The sequence below is a fragment of the Ihubacter sp. rT4E-8 genome, assembly GCF_049852125.1.
Lineage (GTDB): Bacteria > Bacillota > Clostridia > Peptostreptococcales > Anaerovoracaceae > Senimuribacter.
This window is the reverse complement of record NZ_CP187532.1, coordinates 2525767-2547209: the sequence shown is the minus strand read 5'-3', so window position 1 is coordinate 2547209 and position 21443 is coordinate 2525767. Positions and strand designations below refer to the sequence as shown.

Genomic DNA, 21443 nt, shown 5'->3' with positions numbered 1-21443 from the left:
GAGGAGAAAAACTTGAGTAAAAGCAATGCGAAAGGGCAGAGACGCCTTAGTGTAATCGTGATGTTCGTTGTGATCATTTTGGGATTATTTTTACTGCTGATCAATTTCATCACCGATTGGCTATGGTTCAAGGAAATGGGATATGTGAGCGTATTCTTTACCCAACTGTTTACGGAATTGAAAGTGGGGATACCGATTTTCGTCGTTTTAACGGTGGGCGTGTATTTGTACCTTAAATTACTAAAAAAAGGCTATTTTGCGAAGATCGCGTCTCATGAGGCGACAGATATGAAAAAATTGAACCGCTATACGGTCATTATTTCTCTGTTGTTTGGATTGGTGACAGCTTTTTATGCGGTGACCAACCTTTGGTTCGAGATTTTACAGTTTGCTAATGCAACGGATTTTGATATTAAGGATCCGATTTTCCATTTTGACATCTCATTCTACATTTTCAAATTGGATTTCCTGAAGCAATTAAATGAGATGTTGATTGGTATTGTATTGCTGTTTATTGTTGTTACGGTGATTTATTATGCGATTTTGTTGACCATGCATAGCCCTGACATCTTTGAGCAGGATGACGAGCCTGCTGGTCCGGCTTATGACGACGGCGAGGATCGATACACCGGCGGCGGAAATCCTTTTGAAGGAATGGGTGGAAACTCGCCGTTCGATAAGATCTTTGAAGCCTTTGGAAGAAAAGGCCCGCAGCCGAAACCGCAGAAGCGGCAGCTGGATGACAATAATTTTAAACAATTGATGCATATTGCCAGTGGACAGTTGTCCTTTCTTGGCATCGTATTCTTTGTTATGATTGCTATCAACTTCTTCCTGAAGCAGTTTGATCTGCTGCATACCCATACAGGGGCCGTTTACGGTGCAGGTTTTACCGATGTTAATGTCACCTTGTGGGTTTACAGAGTTCTGGCTGTGCTGGCTCTGATCGGCGCGGTGACGGTAACGCATCATATCAGAAAGAAACAGATTAAAAAGATTCTGACCATTCCGGTTATCATGATTATAATCGGAGCTATCGGTATCGGAGCCGGCTATCTGATCCAGAGCTATATCGTATCTCCGGATGAAATTAACAAAGAAGGGCAGTATCTGGAAAGAAATATCGAGTACACGCAGTATGCATATCAATTAAATGATGTAGAGGAGAAATCCTTTGCTGCGGATAATAAGCTGACCAGTAAAGATATTATCAATAATCCGGAGACCATCAGCAACATTCGAATTAACGACTATCAGCCGGTAAACACTTTCTACAATCAAACCCAGAGTATTCGTCAATACTACAGATTTAACGATGTAGACGTAGACCGGTACATGGTCAATGGTGAATTAACCCAGACCTACCTGGCAACCAGAGAGATCGATGAAAAGGAGATTAACCAGACCTGGCTTAACAGACATCTGAAGTATACCCACGGGTACGGTATTACTCTTTCTCGTGTAGACGCTGTAACAACCAGCGGACAGCCTGACGTGTTGATCAAAAATATTCCGCCGGAATCAACAGTGGATGAAATCAACGTAGACCGGCCTGAGATCTATTTCGGTGAACTTTCTAACGATTATATTCTCGTTAATACCAGCGAGGACGAATTTGACTATCCGGAGGGAAGCTCAAATAAGTATACGCAGTATGAGGGCAACGCCGGCATTAAGCTGAACTTTTTCAATCGAGTTTTGTTTGCCATCAGAGAACAGAGTATGAAGATTTTGGTATCCTCTAATATTAAGAGTGATTCTAAGATTATCATCAACAGAAATGTGGTTGACAGAGTACGCAAGATCATGCCGTCTCTCAGTTATGAAAACGATCCGTATACGGTAGTTGTAGACGGAAGGATCTATTGGATGATGGACGCTTATACAACCAGCTCTTATTATCCGTATTCAGAACCATATGACGCAAAGCTGGGCATTAACTATATCAGAAACTCTGTGAAGGTAGTTGTGGATGCGTATAACGGCGATACCAGCTTCTACGTAGTAGATGAAAACGATCCGATCGCTATGACTTATCAGAAGATTTATCCGAAATTGTTTAAGTCTATGGATCAGATGCCGGAAGGACTGCAATCCCATATCAGATATCCGAACACATTGTTCCAGATTCAGGCCAGCGTTTATACCCGCTATCATATGGAAGACGTGAAGGTATTCTATCAGAACGAAGACGTTTGGGACATTGCAAATGAAATTTATGGCAAGGATCAGCAGGTAATGGAACCGAATTACTTTGTTGTAAAGCTGCCGGGTGAAAAGGATGCGGAGTTTATCAATTCCATTCCATATACACCGAAGTCCAAGCAGAATATGACGGCGCTGATGGTGGCGAGGAACGACGGAAAGAATTATGGACAGTTAATTCTGTATCGTTTCCCTAAGAGTAAGACGATTTACGGGCCTATGCAGATCGAAGCGCAGATTAACCAGAATCCGGAGATTTCCAGTGACTTTACGCTGTGGAGCTCCAAGGGATCGTCATATAAGAGAGGTAATCTGTTTGTAATTCCGATTGAGACTTCTTTGCTCTATGTCGAGCCGGTCTATCTGGAAGCGGAAAATTCTGCGATCCCAGAAGTGAAGCGAGTTATCGTAGCCTTTGATGATAAGATCGCGTATGAACCGACCTTAGGCGAAGCGCTGAACGTTTTGTTTGGCGACGGTACCAGCGAGGAAGAAAATCAACCGCAGGGTAGTGGCAGCAATAATAACACGGAGACCAAGGCGGATCTGATCAAGAAGGCAGTGAAAGCATATGAGGATGCGCAGGGCGCATTGAAGAACGGCGATTGGAGCAAGTACGGAGAATATATGAAGGAACTGGAAAATGCTCTTAAGAAATTGAGTTAAGCGCTGTTTGTGTGAAATAAATAGACAGAGAGGGATTTGGGACATTGGCAGGAATACCGCAATGTCCCAAAAACCGTTAAATCATAAAATGAGAAAACAAAGGAGGGCTATATGCTGGACTATGATTTAGATAAGATGTTGTTCAGAATACCGGCAGATAAACACTCTGCTAGCGAAATTACAGCAATATTGGAGGAACACCCGGAGGTGCAGTTTGTTTCTCTGGTGGGTATTGATATCGGCGGTCATGATACTGATGAAAAGATTCCCGTAAAAGCATTTCTGGAGGACATTGACAAGGTACTGTCTTGCGGCGTACAAACTGACGGATCCAGCGTTGCCCTGCCTAAGATAGCAGAGCTGAACAATGCCAAAGTAGATATTATTCCGGATTTAAGCGTTCACTGGTATGTGGACTATAATTTTCGCAATCTGGGATACAAGACCGGTTTACCAGTAGGAACTCTTAGAATTCCATCCTTTCTGGTGCACAATGACAGCTTTGAGGTGGGCTCTAGGGTTATTCTGAGAGACGCTTTGCGCCACTTCAAAAAAGAGTTGATTGCCCAGCTGAGAGAGCATCCGTATGTATTCCGTCACATTAACGGGATAGATACGGCTGAGGATATCGAAGACCTGATTATAACCAGCGCTACGGAATTAGAATTCTGGGTAAAAACGCCGGATGACAAAGGAGATCGTGAACAATTGTTTACAGCGCAGGTCTTGAAGGAGCAATACTGGAAGCGTACCTATGGTGAGGTGCGTACAGCGCTGGAAGAAACATTGGTTATTCTGGATAAATATGGATTCGAAGTGGAGATGGGTCATAAGGAAGTTGGCGGCGTCAAAGCCAGGATGGGAAATACAGGACATTATGACCATGTTATGGAACAGCTGGAGATTGACTGGAAATACGCCGACGCTATGCAGGCAGCAGATAATGAGAATCAGGTAAAATATGTAGTCAGAGATATCTTTACGAAATATGGTTTAGACGTAACGTTCATGGCGAAGCCTTTTGAAGGCGTGGCGGGCAGCGGTGAGCATACCCATCTGGGTCTGGCGGCAAAATTGAAAAGCGGGAAGGTTGTCAGCCTTTTTGCGCCTGCTGATTTTACAGAGGACTTTATGAATCCGCTGGGCTACGGAGCGTTGATGGGAATCTTGAAGAATTATGAGGTGATTAATCCTTTTGTCAGCTCCTCCAATGATTCCTTCAATCGTCTGAAACCAGGATACGAAGCGCCGGTTTGTATTGTAACCTCTCTGGGTAAGTCCGTTACAGAACCTTCCAGAAACAGAACTGTTTTGGCGGGACTAATCAGAGATCCGAAAAATCCAATGTCTACCAGATTTGAGCTACGAGCGCCGAACCCGAAGAGCAACACCTATTTAGTCATAGCAACCTCTTATCTGGCTATTCTGGACGGGATCAAAGCAGTTCTGGCCGCGGAGAAAACGCCAGGGGAGTTGGAGAAATCTCTGTCAAAGCGACACGGTGAAAAGGATTTCTATCTGGAAACAGAAAGAGAATATCGAAGTGAGAACGACGTTTTTGAAGATTTTACGGAGGATGAACGCACCCATCTATTTGGCAAAGCGCCGGCAACAGTTTGGGAAAATCTCACTGCCTTTGGTAAATATCCGGAAAAGCTTCGGATCTTTAAGGAGGGCGGCGTCATGCCGGATATTGTATTAGAATCTTATCATGAACAGACGCTGTCTCAGTGGAAGACTGAACTGCACGACAGAATTATTCCGCAGACAATGGAATTTATCAGAAGCTGCAAGAGGGCGCACAGTCAGGATGATTTTTCTGATTATGATATCAAGAACTGGTTAGAGATTGATAAGATCCGGCATGAGATAGCAAAGGATACTATTACAGATAAATGCTTGCTGACCAGAGCCAAGGCAGCTCTGGATGAGGGTCAGTACGGGCTGGCATCCGATCTGCAGCTGGAGATTCAAAGAAAGGTAAACCAGTTAAGCAATTTGTACATCCGATATAAGAAAAATTTATTATAACATGGAGGCGAAATGAAATGTTAGATATTAAGAGAATCAGAGAGGACTTTGAAGGAGTTAAGGCCAGAGTAGAATTTAGAGGAAAAGGCGATTTCGGTATAGTCAAGGTTAAAGAACTGGACGAAAAACGGAGAGAACTGCTCGCCGAAGTAGAAGCCATGAAGAATAAGCAGAACACGGTTTCCCGCGAAATACCAAAACTGAAGAAGGCAGGAGAGGATACTACAGCTATTATGGCTGAGATGAAAGAGCTGTCCGGAAGGATCAAGGAAATCGACGGATTACTGTCTGAAGTAGAAGAAAATCTTCGCGCGGCATTATTGGGCGTGCCGAATACACCGTATGAAGCAGTTCAGTATGGCGATGACGACAGCGCCAATATAGAATTAAGAAAGTTCGAAGAACCGACGGCCTTTGATTTTGAGCCGAAGGCACATTGGGATATCGGTGAGGATTTGGATATTCTGGACTTTGAAAGAGCCGCGAAAATTTCCGGCGCTAGATTTACAGTTTACAAGGGTCTTGGAGCGAGACTGGAGAGAGCGGTCATTAACTTTATGTTAGACCTGCATACGATAGATCAGGATTATAAGGAAATACTGCCTCCGTTCATGGTTAACAGGGCTGCTATGACAGGCACAGGACAGCTGCCGAAATTTGAGGAAGATATGTTCTATGTACCGCAGAAAGATTTCTTCCTGATTCCGACTGCTGAAGTTCCGGTGACCAATTTACGCGGAAATGAAATTATGGACGAAGCAGAGCTGCCTGTTTACTATACGGCTTATACCCCTTGTTTCAGAGCTGAAGCCGGCTCTGCAGGCAGAGACACCAGAGGGCTCATTCGTCAGCATCAGTTTAACAAGGTTGAGCTGGTGAAGTTCGTCAAGCCGGAGACTTCCTATGATGAACTGGAAAAACTGACCGCGGACGCTGAGGAAGTTCTGAAGCTGTTGAACATTCCATATAGAGTAGTACGGCTCAGTTCCGGAGATTTAGGGTTTTCATCTGCAATGACTTATGATATCGAAGTTTGGATGCCGAGCTACGGCAGATATGTGGAAATTTCCTCTTGCAGTAATTTTGAGGATTTCCAGGCGCGCAGAGCCAATATCAGATTCAGACGTGATAAGGGAAAGCCGGAATTTGTACACACACTGAACGGCTCCGGCCTTGCGGTAGGCAGAACAGTTGCCGCTATTTTGGAGAATTACCAGCAGGCGGACGGCAGCGTCGTGATTCCGGAGGTTTTGAGAAAATATATGGGTGTCGACAGAATTAGTAAATAGTTATAGAATGCGAGAAAACGATGTTTAAATTACCTAAATATATAGAACCTGATTTTTCTCAGGAGAAATTTATCAAGGCGCCCAATGCTAGAATGGAAGCGGCGCCGGTGGACAAAGCAGCGCCTAAGGGGTTTCACGCTACATCAATCTTTCCTGAATATTTCAAAGTAGGCGGCAAATGGTTGCTTGCTGAGGACAGCCGTATGGACTGTGTGCCGGTATACGAAAACGGGAAGATTCACGTACGTGAATTCAGAAATCTGAAGCAAGGCGATCAGGTAGTGGTTGGACGAACAGAGGACTGCGAGGATGGGATTTATGTTCATGCCGACTGCTTTGAAAAAGAAGTACAAGCAAAGGCTGCAACCTTTGGTTTCCGGCAGAGCCGCAGCAGAGAGACGGGATTCAGTCACGATTACAAACAATTGATAGAGCTTCTGCAGTATGAACGCATGCATGGCGGCTATATTGTTTGGGTATTGGGTCCTGCATGTTCTTTTGACGTGGGGGCAAGAGAATGCTTCGCATGGCTGATTGAAAATGGATATGTCAGCGCGCTTTTGGCAGGAAATGCTTTGGCAACCCATGATTTAGAAGGCGGTTATCTGGGTACTGCTTTGGGCATGGATATCAGGAATCAAATGCCTCATATGGACGGTCATTATAACCATTTGGATACCATCAACTGTATCAATACTCACGGGTCTATCCCGGCCTTTATTGAAAAGGAAGGGGTGGAGGATGGTATTATACGGGCCTGCGTAAAGAACGATATACCTTTTGTGCTCAATGGTTCTATTCGAGACGACGGGCCGCTGCCTGAGGTGTATGAGCATACGTACGTGGGGCAGGATACGATTCGCTCCCATGTCAGGAAAGCGACTACCGTCATCGGTATGGCTACAGTGCTTCATACCATCGCTACAGGCAATATGACGCCGACATATAGAGTTTTGCCTGACAGGACAATCCGGCCGGTGTATTTCTATATGGTAGATACTTCGGAGTTCGCGGCAAATAAGCTGGGCGACCGGGGAAGCTTGTCGGCGAAGGGGATTGTCACCAACGTACAGGATTTTATGACAAATGTCTGTAAGGGATTGGGATATTAACAGGTGTTGTGATCTCAGCGCCGTTTGAAACAGGTACTATATGATTCCCCGCCAATTCAGGCGGGGTGTTTTCGAATTTTGGCCATAAAACGCGGCGGTTTGTCAGATTAGAGAGCAGACAGCGGACGAAAGGGTATTTTCAAAGATGAAATCATTTTTAGCTAAAGGCATCAATAAGGTTTTTAACAGATTAACGATTACAGTCGTATTGATTTTGGTACAGATGGGATGGCTGGGCCTGCTGATTTTAAGGCTGGCTAACTATGCCGTATGGATTTATCTGCTTTTCATCGCGTTGGCGGCATTGATGTGTCTGTTTATCGTCTGGAGAGACGATAATCCGGCGTATAAGATGGGTTGGATTCTTCTGGTCTGTCTTTTGCCAGTTCTGGGCGTAACCATGTATATATTTTTTGGCAATAAACGACCATCTAAATCGCTGAAGAAGCATATAGATCTGCAGGATTATCTGCATAACAGTGATTTGAAGCAGGAAGAAGATTTAGGCGAGATCATGGAGACTCGCCTGCTGCACACGGTCAACTATATCGCACAAAGAGGCCCTTATCCGGCGTGGACGGATACTGCCAGCCGTTATTATGCCCTGGGAGACGATGCTTTTCCTGATATGCTGGAGGATTTGCGGGTTGCGGAGCATTTTATCTTTATGGAATACTTTATCATTTCAGAAGGAGAAATGTGGAGCAGTATCGCGGAAATTCTTAAGGAAAAGGCTAAAGCAGGCGTTGACGTTCGACTGATTTATGATGATCTGGGCTGCATCAATACTTTTTCCTGGAAAGCCATTGGCGAGCTGAAAATGGCGGGCGTGAAGGTTCTGGCTTTTAATCCGCTTCGACCCTTCGCGTCATTGGTATATAATAATCGGGATCATAGAAAGATGTTGGTAATAGACGGGTATATCGCCTATTCAGGCGGGTTTAATTTAGCAGACGAGTATATCAATCGGATCACTCGGTTCGGTCATTGGAAGGACACGGGGATTCGCATCTGCGGCCACGCGGTATGGAATTTTACTGTGATGTTTCTGAAGATGTGGAATTCCTTCAGAGCCGATGACGACGAGTTTACGAGATTTCGCCCCCATGTTCATCATCCGCAGGAATTCGGCAGCGACGGCATTCTTCAGCCTTATGCGGATTCGCCTCTTGATGATGAAAATATAGGAGAAAACGTATATCTGGAGATTCTCAGTCAGGCAGAGGATTATGTGTATATTTTTACGCCGTATCTGATTATTGACAATGAAATGAAAACCTCTATGGAATTAGCCGCGAAAAGGGGCGTGGACGTTCGTATTGTCACCCCGGCAATTCCGGACAAAAAAGCGATCTTCCGCCTAACCCGGTCCTACTATCGGCCGTTGCTGCAGGCTGGGGTAAGGATCTATGAATATACTCCTGGCTTCATTCATGCGAAAAGCTATCTGGCTGACGACAAGATTGGAGTAGTGGGGACGATCAATATGGATTACCGCAGTCTGTTTCTCCATTTTGAATGCGGAACACTTATGATCGGATGCCAGGCTCTTTATGATTTGAAGCGGGACTGTGTGGCCACGATTGCTGCATCAAAGGAAATCAGTCAGAAGGATTGCCGCAGGGGCTTTTTCGGCTTGCTCTTTGACAGTGTGCTTCGGGTTTTAAGCCCGTTGCTGTAGATGAGGAGGGACAATGGATAAGAGAGATAAATTTTATGAAGTAAAAAATTTTCTACAATGTCCGATCTGCGGTAAAAAAATACGGTTTCATGCCGGTGGACTGGTTTGTAAAAGAGAACACCGTTTTGATATTTCATCGAAGGGCTATGTCAATTTTCTGCAGGCGTCAAAGCAGCTCAACGGATACGAGCGGCAGTTCTTCGAGAGCCGCCGTAGGATCTTTGAAGCAGGCTATTATAATCATATTGTTGAAGCGGTCAGCTATTATGTAATGGAGAGTATCAAAAGCCGTAATTCTGAGACGGTGGAAACGAGCGGCTGCGGAGACCCTTTGATGATTCTGGATGCGGGCTGCGGAGAGGGATTCTATGCGTTGGCCTTGCAGAAATGTTTGCGTGAAATGGGAAACGCGGCGCAGGTGATGGCTTTTGACATTGCTGCTGACGCAATCAGAACAGCGGCAAAGAGTGGGGAGCCTGTAAAGTGGATGGTGGCGGATATTACTAATATTCCGGTGAGAGATGGCGCGGCGGATATGATTCTGGACGTATTTACGCCTGCGAACTACAAGGAATTTATTCGTATTATGAAGCCCGACGGAAGATTGATCAAGGTAGTGCCGGGAGCGGCTCACATGGAACAGCTTCGCCGGGCTGCAGCGCCGCTTTTGCGAAATAAATCCTATTCTAATGAAGAAGTGCTGGACTATTTTGAAAAAAACTTTGAAATAATAGATAAGGAAAAGGTTAGCCGCACTATACCTGTCAGGCCTGCGCACCTTGCAGATTTGGTACAGATGACCCCGCTGCTTTTTGATGTGGATAAATCCCGGCTGGATGTAAGCGATGTGGGGGAGATTACAGTGGAGGCAGAAGTGCTGGTGGGGAAAGCGCGGTAAGGCGCGGCTAAAACAGCGACAGCTGCTGTCCGTCGCCGTCCTCGGATTGCAGGTTCTTTGGCAGCCGGTGCCCGATGGTCAGATGATATTTTTTGTTGATTTCAGAGAGCTTTTGATAAAAGCTCTTTTTATATTCCTTATCTAAGCCGCCTCTGCCGTAGAGTACGAGGAAGGCCTCCAGCTTTTCGGGAAATTCCGTGTGGAAGAATTCCAGAAAGTGATCGCGGGTTTTTCCTTTCAAATTCAAGAGACCGGGAAGAACATAGTCTGCTTTCGCGTCGGCGCCGCCGGCGTAGAGGCTTTCCAGATTTTCTGTGCTGTCGCTGAGCAGGGGAATGATGGGCATAGCGTGAAGCCCCGTGTGAACGCTGGTAGGGGCAAAGGCTTTTAGCATTTCAAAGCGTTGTGCGGAGGGAACGCCGCCCGGCTCCAGCTTTTTCCGCAGGGTTTCATCGGTAGTGGTAATGGTTGCGGCTACGTTGACATAGGTGATGCGGGAAAGCTGATCCAGCAAATCGAAATCCCGCAGAATCAAATCTGATTTGGTGGAGATGATGCAAGGTGTTTTATATTGGATCAGGAGTTTGAGAATTTCGGGCATTATCTGCCGCTCGGCTTCGATGGGCTGATAGCTGTCAGTGATGCCTCCGATGTTGACCACCTCTCGTTTCCACTGCGGCCTTGCCAGTTCTGCGGCAAGGCGATCTGCGATGTTTTGTTTGATATAGATGGTATCGAAAAAGTGATGATCTTCCATATAGTCATGGGTATAGAGGGCGTAGCAGTATTGACAGCGATGGGCGCAGCCCCGATAGAGATTTAAATCCCAGTGAAAGGGCAGATAGCGGCTGTTGATTCTGTTCATGGCGGATTTACAGGTGATAAGCTGGTAGTGGGGCATTGCTGCGGCTACTCCTTTCTGGTACGGGGGTTTGGAATGATTCTTGCCAAAATGCAATAATTAATGATAAAATAAGTATAACACAAGAACGGAGAGATGAATATGGAGAAGAAGCAAAGGATTGCAGATTTTTTACAGAGACACGCGGGCACAGAACCGGTTTCTTTTCATATGCCGGGACATAAGGGCGCGCAGATATATAGGGAGAATGGCTATGGCGCTTTTCTTGACAGCTTTATGGACTGGGATATTACAGAGATTCCCGGAGCGGATAATCTATTCCAGACGGAGGGCATTATCGCAGAAACAATGCGTCGTTATAAGACGATGTATGGGGCGATGGAGAGCTATCTGCTGATTAACGGCAGCAGCACGGGGTTGATCGCGGCAATTTTAACCACGGTATCACCGGGTGGGAAACTGATTATGGCAAGAAACTGCCACAAATCGGTATTAAACGGTGTGATGTTGGCGGGGGGACAGCCAGTTTATGCTCAGCCGGAGCTGATTGAGGAATACGGTATTTCCGGTACGATTTCACCTGCGGAAATAGAACGTTGTCTAAAGGCGCATCCCGACAGCAACGCGATACTGCTGCCGAGTCCCAATTATTACGGTATCTGCAGTGATATTGCTGCTATTGCGGAAGTGGTGCATCGTGCGGGGAAAATTCTTATCGTCGATCAGGCGCACGGCGCTCATCTGAAATTCTTTGATCGGTATGGCGAAAATATTGATAGAAGGCTGTCTGCGCCGGAGGTGCAAGCTGTTTCGATGAAAGCGGCGGAAAATCTTGGCGCGGATATTGTCATTAACAGCACGCACAAGACGCTGGCGTCTCTGACGCAGAGCGCGGTGGTGCATCTTTGTACAGACCGCGTCGACAAATATGAGTTTGAAGATAAGCTGCAGATGATTGAGAGTACCAGTCCGTCTTATCTTTTGATGGCGTCTTTGGATATCAATGCGGATCTTCTTGAGAAAAAGGGAGAGAAATTATTTGGCGCGTGGGAAGATAACTTACAGTATTTTTATGAAAGGTCAAATGAGATTCCGGGATTGCGGGTCATGAGGCATCCGTTCCTGGACCATACCAAAATCAACTTGGATATGAGCGCGTATGGACTTTCCGGACTTGATCTCGAGGATTTGCTTATGGAACGGAATATCTTTGCGGAGCTTACGACCGGGAATATTCTCATGTGTATGACAGGAATCGGCAATAAACGATATGACTATGAGCGGCTGCTTGCGGCGCTGCAGGAAATCGCCGAAGAACGGCCTTTGATACGGGGGGGAGATTGCAAAGAAATCGTTGCCGCTTCAAGGGGCGCGTGGGATTTTCAGAAGCTTACGCAGCGTCCGATTCCCAAGGAGAAGGAGAGAATTCCACTGGAGACGGCCTGCGGCAGGGTGTGCGCGGCTTCAGTGATTCCATATCCACCGGGCATTCCGATTCTCTGTCCGGGCGAAATTATGGAAAAATCGGCGCTTGACTATGTAAAGGCTTTGCGCGAGGCAGGTGAAAAGGTCATGGGGATTGACGACTTGGGCAGAGTTACAGTGGGAAAGGAGTAAAGTGATGGCAAAAGTGACAATGGTGGGAAATAGAGGCGTGGAGGAAACCGCGGCGCTGGTGAAAAACATTGCGATGCACATCGGAAGTTCGGTGGAGCTGCGGGATGAAATTTGTCATATTTCTGATGACGGCGGACTTGCTTTGATGGTATTTGAAAAATACTATATGCGAAGCGGAAGCTATACCAGTTTAACAGTTGCTGTAACCGGCGATGCAACTTCCTGCTATGTGGATGCGATTGGAGCGGGAGGCGGTACAGGGTTATTCAATATCTCCTGGGGCAGCGAGGATGATTTTACAGAGGACTTCGCGGAAAGAATGCGGTCTCAGGGATTTATCAGAATGGAAGAAATGAAGGAGTGAGTATCATGCAGGTGAGGAATGAATTTGCGAAGGATAAGCATTCGTGGCGCTGACCTTGGTGCGTGCTCCCAGTCTTCTTCTTTGTTCTATTCTGCGAAGCCACTCGACTGCTAAAACCCCAATTCACAAGCCTTTCATGAATTATTCCCTTTCCGCATATACTGTTACGTACACAATTTGCGGCGGACGTGTAGGAAAATTCTGAGAAATGTGTTTTTCTGTGAAAATATAATGATTTTTGCCGAGGGTTGTAGTATAATGTACTTTGTATGATTATAAGACGACATTTTTAGAAAGGAAGGTTTCAAATTATGAGCGCAAATGCAAAGCATTTACATAGCATCGACGCCGGTCATTACAAGAACACTGCCGGCTGTGAAACCGAAGTGATGCCGATTCCCGACATTGTAAAGATTTCAATGTCTCAGCATATTGGCGCGCCTTGTAAGCCTTTAGTAGCTAAGGGCGATACTGTCAAGGTGGGACAACTCATCGGCGATACGGATGCTTTTGTAAGTGCCCCGATTCATTCCAGCGTATCCGGAACCGTTGTGGGGATTGAAACCCAGCGTTCCGCAGTTGGAGGAAATGACACGTTAGTTGTAATTGAGACTGACAAAAAACAAGAAATGTGTGAGGACATCAAAGTTCCTGAAGTAGATGATTTGGCAGGCTTTGTGAAGGCGATCAGAGCGAGCGGTCTTGTAGGACTTGGCGGCGCGTCTTTCCCGACACACATCAAGTACAATCCAAAGAATATTGACGATGTACATACTTTGATTCTCAACGCAGCAGAATGCGAACCGTTTATTACTTCTGACCATAGAGGCATGTTGGAAGATACCCAGGATATCATTGATGGTATGAAACTGATCATGAAATACCTGAATCTGGACGAAGCCTATGTAGGTATCGAGTCCAACAAACCTGATGCAATTGCAAAATTAGATCAGATGTTTGCAGAACAGGGACTGACCAACATGCACACCTTTACGCTGCAGGACAGATATCCAAAGGGCGCAGAACGTGTACTGGTTTACGAGATTACAGGCAAAGAAATGAAAGCTGGCGTACTGCCTGCTGACCTTGGCATTATTCTTTCCAACGTTACATCCGTTGCCTTTGTCGGACAGTACTTCAGAACCGGTGTGCCTCTTATTAACAAGAGAATGACCGTTGACGGCGATGCGGTGGCGCAGCCGAAGAACATTATCGCACCGATCGGTACGCAGATTCACGACGTCATTGAATTCTGCGGCGGATACAAATCCGAGCCGAAGAAGATTATCATGGGTGGACCGATGATGGGCAGAGCTATTTTCTCTGATGAAATGCCAATCGTAAAAAACAACAATGCAATCTTGGCATTCTCCAAGGAGAAATCCTATATTCCGGAAGAAACCGCGTGTATCAACTGCGGCAGATGCCATAAGGCATGTCCGTTCAACCTGCTGCCGACTGCACTGGCGGAAGCGTATGAACGCAGAGACGCGCAGCGGCTTTCAGATCTGCAGGTAATGCAGTGCATGGAATGCGGAAGCTGTTCCTATGTATGTCCTGCAAGAAGACCTCTGGGCTTCATGAACAAGCTTGGAAAAGCGGTTGTAAAGGAGGCTGGAATTAAGTAATGGATAAGACATATTATAATAATTTAGCAGTATCCTCCGCACCGCACTTAGTGAGCAAGATGGATACGAGCAAAACCATGGCGATGGTAATTCTTGCTTTAGTACCTTCGTTCTTAGTAAGCATTTATGTTTTCGGCGCGCGGGTCATTTTGCTGACATTGGTGTGCGTTGTAGCCAGCGTAGGTTTTGAATGGCTGTATAATAAGGCCATGAAAAAGAGACAGACTGCGGGCGATTTATCTGCGGCGCTTACAGGCGTTTTGATCGCCTTTAACGTACCGTCCAACTTCCCGTATTGGATGGCGATCATTGGCTGCTTTGTTGCGATTATTATCGTAAAACAGCTTTATGGTGGTATTGGCAGAAACATTGTAAACCCTGCGATTACAGCCAGAATTGTACTGTTTATTTCCTTTGCCACAGAAATGACTACATGGCCTTTGCCGCGTATGGCAGAGACTGATGCAGTGACCGGTCCGACGCCGCTGGGTATCCTCGGTGAAGGCAGCGCTGCTGATCTTCCTACCAATATGGAAATGTTCCTGGGCTTCATTGGAGGATCTATGGGTGAAGTCAGTGCAATTGCACTTCTGATTGGCGGCCTGTTCCTGATCTGGAAGAAAATCATTTCTCCGATCATTCCGGCGTGCTTCATTGGTACCGTATTTGTCATTGCGTTCCTGTATTACAGCCTGAACGGCGGAGATCTGGGTGCGCTTCATATGGCGATTTTCCATGTTTGCGCAGGCGGCGTAATGCTGGGTGCGTTCTTCATGGCGACAGATTATGTCACTTCGCCGATTATGCCGCTGGGCAAAGTCATCATGGGCGTTGGCTGCGGTATTCTCACCATGGTCATCAGACTTTGGGGTACATATCCGGAAGGCGTATCCTTCTCCATTTTGCTGATGAACATCATGACGCCGCTGATCGACCAGCTGTGCGTTAAATTAACATATGGAGGTGCAAAGAAAAATGAAAAATAACAATACCTTCAAAGAATATGTTGCACCTATCGTTGTTCTGGTAGCGATTTGTCTGGTGATTACGGCTGCCCTTGCCGCAACTTACGGCGTAGCAAAGCCGATCATCGACAGCAACGCAGAAAAAGCTGCCAATGAGGCGAGAGCTGAACTTCTGCCGGCAGCAGACACCTTTACCGCTTATGACGGGGAACTGGCAGTCTGCGATCCGGATAAAGTATATGCCGTCGACTGCTATATTGCAGACAATGGAAGCGGCATGGTTATCACAGTAAACACCAAGTCCTTCGGCGGTGCGCTGACAGAGATGATCGGTATCGATGCGGACGGCAAGATTACCGGCGTCAAGGTAACTGCCCACGCAGACACACCGGGTCTTGGAACGAAAGCACATGATCCGGGACATCTGGCACAGTATCAGGGACTTTCCGAATTAACAGATACTACCGCAAAGGGTGATGCTTCCGTAAATCACATTTCCGGCGCAACCATTTCCTCCAATGCAGTACACTATGGGGTATATTGCGCATTGGAACAGTATAAGATTGTAGGAGGTGCTAAATAATGGATAAGAAACCAAGCAAGTTAAGCATCCTTACCAAGGGTATTATTAAGGAAAACCCGGTACTCGTATTGCTGCTGGGTACTTGCCCGACATTGGCAACGACCTCCTCTGCAATCAACGGTATCGGTATGGGCGTATCTGCCATGGCAGTACTGATTTGCTCCAACATCGTAATTTCTTTATTGAGAAATATCATTCCTGACAAAGTACGTATCCCGTGCTACATCGTAGTTATCGCGGGATTCGTAACCGTCGTTCAGTTATTACTGCAGGCATTCGTGCCTTCCCTGTACGCGTCTTTGGGACTCTTTATCCCACTGATCGTAGTAAACTGTATCATTTTGGGAAGAGCCGAAATGTTCGCCAGCAAGAACAACCCGTTTGATTCCGCGTTAGATGGAATCGGTATGGGTATTGGATTTACCCTGGCGCTGGGCGTTATGGGTCTGATCAGAGAGTTCTTCGGTTCCGGTACACTGTTCGGACAGGAAGTTTTGACAAATATCGTTCCAGGCATGGGTATCTTTAACCTGGCGCCGGGCGGATTCTTCGTATTCGGTGTGCTGATCGCTGCTGTAAACTTCTTTACAAAGGGCAAGGCGCTGAAGAAGAAAGAATTTGGCTGTGATGGCTGCGCCATGGCTGCAATGTGCGGCGGCGCAAGAAAACAAAAAGATTGTCAGAAAGGAGCTGAAGAAGTATGTTAGCAGTTACTGTAATCATGAGTATGATTCTCGTGAATAACTATGTATTGGCGCAGTTCCTCGGTATTTGTCCGTTTCTGGGCGTATCCAAGAAATTGGATTCCGCAGTCGGTATGGGTGTTGCCGTTATCTTTGTCATGGTACTTGCGACCATCGCGACCTGGCCGATTATGAAAGTACTGAACAACTTTGAAATCGGTTATTTACAGACTGTAGTATTCATCCTGGTCATCGCTGCGCTGGTTCAGCTCATCGAAATGATGATGAAGAAATACATGCCGCCGCTTCACAAAGCGTTGGGTGTATATCTTCCGCTGATTACCACCAACTGTGCGGTACTGGGTGTCTGCATCAACAACATTGATGCCGGATACGGATATTTCCTGTCCATCTGCAACGCTTTCGGTGCTGGCGTAGGCTTCCTGCTGGCAATGGTTCTCTTTGCCGGCGTCAGAAGCAAGCTGGAAAACGAAAACGGCGTGCCGATGGCATTCAGAGGTGTTCCTCTTACATTAATTACTGCTGCGATGCTGTCCCTGGGCTTCATGGGCTTCAGCGGACTGTTCCAGTAAGATAGGAGGCGAATGAAATGTTAACACCAGTTTTAATTGTAGTTGCGATTGGTCTTGTATGCGCAGTCATTCTGACCATCGCTTCCAAAGTGTTCTTCGTGCCTGTTGACGAAACCTTTGCGCTGCTTCGTGCAGAGCTGCCGGGCGCAAACTGCGGCGCCTGCGGTTATGCCGGCTGTGACGACTATGCCAACGCGCTGGCAGAAGATCATTCTCTCAGCTGCTCCAAGTGTCCGGTAGGCGGCGCGGATGTAGCTGCAAAGCTTGCGGAAGTGCTGGGCGTTGAAGCAGGTTCTGCCGACAAACAGGTGGCAGTTGTGATGTGCAACGGCACCAAGGATGCGGCGAAGACCATTATGGAATATAAAGGCGTACAGACTTGTTCTGCTGCAAAACAGTTTTTCGGCGGTCTCTCCGCTTGCCCTTACGGATGTATCGGTCTTGGGGACTGTGCTGCGGCGTGTGACTTTGACGCGATTCACGTATGCGACGGCGTAGCGGTTGTCAACAGAGACAACTGTGTAGCCTGCGGCGCGTGCGCGAAGGTTTGTCCGAACTCCGTAATTAAAATTCAGAGCGCCAAGAACCTGGTTGTGGTGCAGTGCAAATCTGAAGCAAAGGGTGCAGATACCAGAAAGGCCTGCTCCAACGGCTGTATCGGCTGCAAAAAATGCGAAAAGACTTGTAAGTTCGAAGCGATCACAGTGGAAAACAATGTGGCAAGAATCGACCCTGACAAGTGTAAGAACTGCGGACTCTGCGCAAAAGAATGTCCGACAGGCGCAATCAACAATATGCGCATAAAGAAAGCGCCGGCAAAGGTCGCTGAACCAAAAGCTGAAGAAAAGTAAGCGGCTTGAATTTTGCGAAAAGGTCTCGTCTGATGGCGAGACTTTTTTTGTTGGTGCGGTAGGCTTTCATGTAAACAGATGCTGTAGATACATTTACTGTAGAATTTCCTTGAAATCCCATTTGCGAAGTTGTATAATGAGAATATCCATTTATTGGAAATGGGAGAGGAGAGGAGAATCACATAAATATGGAAGATAAGCTTCTGCAGAGTGGATTACCAAAGAGAAACTACCAGGACAGTGTATTTCGTATGTTGTTTACGGACAAAGAAAGTGCAATTGAACTGTTTAACGCATTGAAAGGAACTGATTACGGACCTGATACCGAAGTTCAGTTTACTACCCTTGAGGATGTACTTTATCAAGGTGTTAAGAATAATTTAGGCTTTATTATTGATAACAGGTTTGTAATACTGACCGAGCACCAAAGCACGAAATCAGAAAATATGCCGTTGAGACAGCTTCAATACATTACGCGTACCTTTGAGACAATCGTGGATAGCAAAATGTTGTTTAAAAGTGGTCTGGTAAAAATTCCTACGCCAGAGTTTTTTGTGATTTATACTGGAAAAGAGCCATGGAACGTGGAGGAGCTGAGACTTTCAACCAGCTATCAGGGACAATCGCCGGAAAATTCTTTGGAATTAGTGGTAAAAGTGATTAAAGTGGTGTACAATGAGAATGAAGAAAAAAATGGGATACTGCAGCGCAGCGCGAAATTATATGGCTATGGCTTGTTGCTCCGTTATATTCGAGAGGAAACTGAGAAGGGAAAGGAACTGAAAGCTGCCATAGATATAGCAGTAGGGCGATGCATGCGAGAAGGAATCCTGACGGACTTTCTGAGAACCCATAGTGCGGAGGTGGGCACCATGTTGTATGATGATATAACAAGAGAAGAATTTATGGCGATTAGAGCAGAGGAAGCAGAAGAAATAGGATATGCGAGAGGCATGGAAAGAGGAAAAGCTGAGGGATTAAAAAGAGGCATGAAAGAGGGCCTCGAGCAAGGATTAAAACAGGGTATCGCCGCATTGATAGAGGATAATTTGGAAGATGGGAAAACACCGGAGCAGATTGTTCTGAAACTGAAGCTTCGATTCAAGATGGACGAGCAAGAGGCATGGAATAGTTTTCATGAATATAAAGAAAGGGAATAAACGTGTTTTTAAAACCCTGAGATTTGAGAAGAAGATACCGAGATAATTTCTTTTGGAGAGTGTAAAAAATTCTAGCCAGGCTGTCAATAGGCAGCCTGGCTGCATGTTTTTGGGTAAATGGCTAGTCCATATCTGGAAAAAGTGACCTTGTCTTGGTCACTTTTCTCAGCTGTGGAAAAGAGTGTAAAATCTGCTACTGGCAAATATCCAACCGAGTCATTAACTTATGCATATTCTGCAAACCTGAAGACCAGCACCACTTATAGCAGTAATTCGACCGTCGCTACGCAGCTTGCGGGAGCAGGATTTTCAGCAACATCGGGAACGAGTGCAAGCAAGTACTACTATCGGATTGTAAGTGAAACGGGAACCATTGATTTGTATTAACTCATCTAAATTTGTTTTTTAATATCAAATACATAAAAAGTGAGGAGGAATAACATGAGTGCGAATATGATGAAAATCGTTGGAATTATAACGATGATTTTAGCGCATCCGATTGGATATAGACTATGGAACGCTATTCTTTGGACACCCTTTATATATGGAGGAAATACTTCTGGTTATACGGAAGTGGAGCTTGCGATTTATGTAGGGGTTGGCATACTTGAGATCTTTTTCGTAGGTTTGGGATTATTCCTAATGGGAGTTATTCTAGGACGTAGAAAAGAAAAATAGTGTATCACAAAGATGGCAAATGTAGCTGCCATACACCCCAATTGTATTTTGTATGACAGAAATAAAAAATGTGAATATCAAGCAAAAAAACGGGACTATACCAGAGTTCATGTAAACCTCCAAACTGATGTAAGAGAAGACTACTTAATTTGGAGGTATTATTATGGCAAGAAAAAAAGAAAGTCCATAAAAAGCAGCAATGAGGGAAATAATGCGTGATTATCTGAAAGATAACTACATTAGTATCAAAAGCGGAACTGATATGAATGCCGTTATGCGTGACATGATATCCGTCCTTTTTGAAGGTACACTGGATGAGGAATTGGACGAAGAACTCGGTTATTCCAAATACGATTGCCGGAACAAAGAAACGGGGACGGTTGATCCCAGCTGGAGATTTTTTTTGAGGAACGTTTGGAAGCACGCAGTCCGTAAATAAATTCTGTTTGTGCAGATTTTATTTACAGACAGAAAAAGCCCTGTATAATATAGGGTAAGGGCAGAACCCAGTCAAAACCGGCTCTGCCCTTAAGTAGCTATTGATAAGTCTTATGTCAGTTTTTGTAATTTATATAAAACTTGAAACGGTCTCGAGGAAAATGAGTTCCTCGCTGATAAAGTTCAACTTTTGGGAGCATTTTACACTGAAACCTTTTTCACTTGTAAAAATAGCTATTCCTTTTTTTCACGTGCTTCCTCTAAATAATTATAGAGTGTAAATTTGGAAATACCTAACAATTCGCAGACTGCTTGTCCGGATTTCTGAATCATAAATACGCCGCGTTCATCCAGAAAACGAATTAAACGTATTTTTGCCCCTTTATTCATTTTATCCGGAGGCATGCCGATCAAGGCGATTCCTTCTGCAATTAAGCTATCCATAAGCCCATGGATGGAAGTGGATGAGCCGTCAAAATAATTCTCTGATGATAGCTGATTCGTTTCAAAGTAATTATTGTTGGACATGCCTTTGATAGCGCTTTCCAGAGTAACAAGATCTGTAATATCCTGGTTGATACACATGGCGCTGTTTAATAGTCCGTCCTCGTCAAAAAAGTTTACTGTAGAAGAACGAATCATGCGGCCGTCTGCAGTATGAGATACATACCGGATTTTGTCCAGCGTAGCGCCCTGATGCTTCATATATCTGAGGAACGCCTGTGTAGGTCCATCACCGATACGGCGGCCGGTTACATGCCCGTTAACTATGTATACGATTGTATGATCGATATCTCCGGTAAAATCGTGGATGACAGTTTCCGTACTGGGCCCGAATTGGGCAGCAATTAAATCAGCCACTAATCTGAGTTGCTTTTCATTATTTACCATTTAATAATTCTCCTAATATTACCTATAATTTTCTGCTTTATAATGTTATCAGATTTATTATAGCAAGTCTAAACTTTTTTTGCAACAAATTTCAGACAAAAAGTTATATTTTCAGAAAATTTATATGGATGCTGATTATGGTAAAAAACAGAGGAAAACAGTGATTGTGAATATGAAAATCATGGCCAGTTCATACGAAAAGTAATCATATCAAAAAAAGAATTTGACCTAAACCTTGAAAGATGGTA

19 protein-coding genes are annotated in these 21443 nt (G+C 45.4%); 17 read left to right on the top strand and 2 right to left on the bottom strand.

Annotated features, from left to right (window positions below; translation table 11 throughout):
• Positions 1 to 12: 12 nt before the first annotated feature.
• From ACPW7J_RS12540 to ACPW7J_RS12515, 6 genes are all read left to right on the top strand, one after another.
• Positions 13 to 2871: a UPF0182 family protein gene (locus ACPW7J_RS12540; protein ID WP_424960157.1), complete on the top strand. Its 2859-nt coding sequence runs from the start codon at positions 13 to 15 to the stop codon at positions 2869 to 2871.
• Between the two features lie 111 nt (positions 2872 to 2982).
• Positions 2983 to 4902 carry a glutamine synthetase gene (locus tag ACPW7J_RS12535; protein WP_424960156.1) on the top strand — a complete coding sequence of 640 codons (1920 nt, stop codon included), beginning with the start codon at positions 2983 to 2985 and terminating at the stop codon, positions 4900 to 4902.
• A 17-nt stretch (positions 4903 to 4919) separates the two neighbouring features.
• Complete coding sequence (serS, locus tag ACPW7J_RS12530; RefSeq protein ID WP_424960155.1) at positions 4920 to 6191, top strand: serine--tRNA ligase; 1272 nt, start codon at positions 4920 to 4922, stop codon at positions 6189 to 6191.
• A gap of 20 nt (positions 6192 to 6211) precedes the next feature.
• Entirely contained in the window at positions 6212 to 7303 is a 1092-nt protein-coding gene (locus ACPW7J_RS12525; RefSeq protein WP_424960154.1) for a hypothetical protein, read from the top strand.
• 145 nt (positions 7304 to 7448) lie between these two features.
• Positions 7449 to 8984 (top strand): cardiolipin synthase, encoded by a 1536-nt coding sequence (gene cls / locus ACPW7J_RS12520; RefSeq protein WP_424960153.1) that lies wholly within the window; start codon positions 7449 to 7451, stop codon positions 8982 to 8984.
• A 13-nt stretch (positions 8985 to 8997) separates the two neighbouring features.
• A complete protein-coding gene (locus ACPW7J_RS12515; RefSeq protein ID WP_424960152.1) occupies positions 8998 to 9882 on the top strand; it encodes a methyltransferase domain-containing protein in 885 nt (294 codons plus the stop codon).
• Positions 9883 to 9889: 7 nt separating this feature from the next.
• On the opposite strand, the gene ACPW7J_RS12510 is transcribed toward ACPW7J_RS12515, so the two are convergent.
• The gene (locus tag ACPW7J_RS12510) at positions 9890 to 10783 is read right to left on the bottom strand and encodes an SPL family radical SAM protein (protein WP_424960151.1); all 894 of its coding nucleotides are present in this window, start codon (positions 10781 to 10783) and stop codon (positions 9890 to 9892) included.
• A 102-nt stretch (positions 10784 to 10885) separates the two neighbouring features.
• Between ACPW7J_RS12510 and ACPW7J_RS12505 the strand changes: the two genes are divergently transcribed.
• The 11 genes from ACPW7J_RS12505 to ACPW7J_RS12455 all read left to right on the top strand — a co-directional run bounded on the left by ACPW7J_RS12505 (position 10886) and on the right by ACPW7J_RS12455 (position 20305).
• Positions 10886 to 12361, top strand: a complete 1476-nt coding sequence (locus ACPW7J_RS12505; protein WP_161875166.1) for a DegT/DnrJ/EryC1/StrS family aminotransferase — start codon at positions 10886 to 10888, stop codon at positions 12359 to 12361.
• A gap of 4 nt (positions 12362 to 12365) precedes the next feature.
• Positions 12366 to 12725 (top strand): DUF6054 family protein, encoded by a 360-nt coding sequence (locus ACPW7J_RS12500; RefSeq protein WP_424960150.1) that lies wholly within the window; start codon positions 12366 to 12368, stop codon positions 12723 to 12725.
• Between the two features lie 311 nt (positions 12726 to 13036).
• Positions 13037 to 14353 carry an electron transport complex subunit RsxC gene (gene rsxC / locus ACPW7J_RS12495; RefSeq protein WP_424960149.1) on the top strand — a complete coding sequence of 439 codons (1317 nt, stop codon included), beginning with the start codon at positions 13037 to 13039 and terminating at the stop codon, positions 14351 to 14353.
• Entirely contained in the window at positions 14353 to 15339 is a 987-nt protein-coding gene (locus ACPW7J_RS12490) for an RnfABCDGE type electron transport complex subunit D (protein WP_424960148.1), read from the top strand. The genes rsxC and ACPW7J_RS12490 overlap by 1 nt, the downstream gene beginning before the upstream one ends.
• Positions 15329 to 15901, top strand: a complete 573-nt coding sequence (locus tag ACPW7J_RS12485; protein ID WP_424960147.1) for an FMN-binding protein — start codon at positions 15329 to 15331, stop codon at positions 15899 to 15901. Before ACPW7J_RS12490 ends, ACPW7J_RS12485 begins: the two co-directional genes overlap by 11 nt.
• A complete protein-coding gene (gene rsxE, locus ACPW7J_RS12480; RefSeq protein WP_161875171.1) occupies positions 15901 to 16608 on the top strand; it encodes an electron transport complex subunit E in 708 nt (235 codons plus the stop codon). Before ACPW7J_RS12485 ends, rsxE begins: the two co-directional genes overlap by 1 nt.
• A complete protein-coding gene (locus tag ACPW7J_RS12475; RefSeq protein WP_424960146.1) occupies positions 16602 to 17177 on the top strand; it encodes an electron transport complex protein RnfA in 576 nt (191 codons plus the stop codon). The genes rsxE and ACPW7J_RS12475 overlap by 7 nt, the downstream gene beginning before the upstream one ends.
• A 17-nt stretch (positions 17178 to 17194) precedes the next feature.
• The gene (locus ACPW7J_RS12470) at positions 17195 to 18028 is read left to right on the top strand and encodes an RnfABCDGE type electron transport complex subunit B (protein WP_424960145.1); all 834 of its coding nucleotides are present in this window, start codon (positions 17195 to 17197) and stop codon (positions 18026 to 18028) included.
• A 188-nt stretch (positions 18029 to 18216) separates the two neighbouring features.
• Positions 18217 to 19188, top strand: coding sequence for a hypothetical protein (locus ACPW7J_RS12465; RefSeq protein WP_424960144.1), 972 nt, complete (start codon positions 18217 to 18219; stop codon positions 19186 to 19188).
• 441 nt (positions 19189 to 19629) lie between these two features.
• Positions 19630 to 19866 carry a hypothetical protein gene (locus ACPW7J_RS12460; protein WP_424960143.1) on the top strand — a complete coding sequence of 79 codons (237 nt, stop codon included), beginning with the start codon at positions 19630 to 19632 and terminating at the stop codon, positions 19864 to 19866.
• A gap of 211 nt (positions 19867 to 20077) precedes the next feature.
• A complete protein-coding gene (locus ACPW7J_RS12455; RefSeq protein ID WP_424960142.1) occupies positions 20078 to 20305 on the top strand; it encodes a hypothetical protein in 228 nt (75 codons plus the stop codon).
• A 233-nt stretch (positions 20306 to 20538) separates the two neighbouring features.
• Here ACPW7J_RS12455 and ACPW7J_RS12450 read toward each other — a convergent pair whose 3' ends face one another.
• Positions 20539 to 21195, bottom strand: coding sequence for a helix-turn-helix transcriptional regulator (locus ACPW7J_RS12450; protein ID WP_161875177.1), 657 nt, complete (start codon positions 21193 to 21195; stop codon positions 20539 to 20541).
• Positions 21196 to 21443 lie beyond the last annotated feature (248 nt).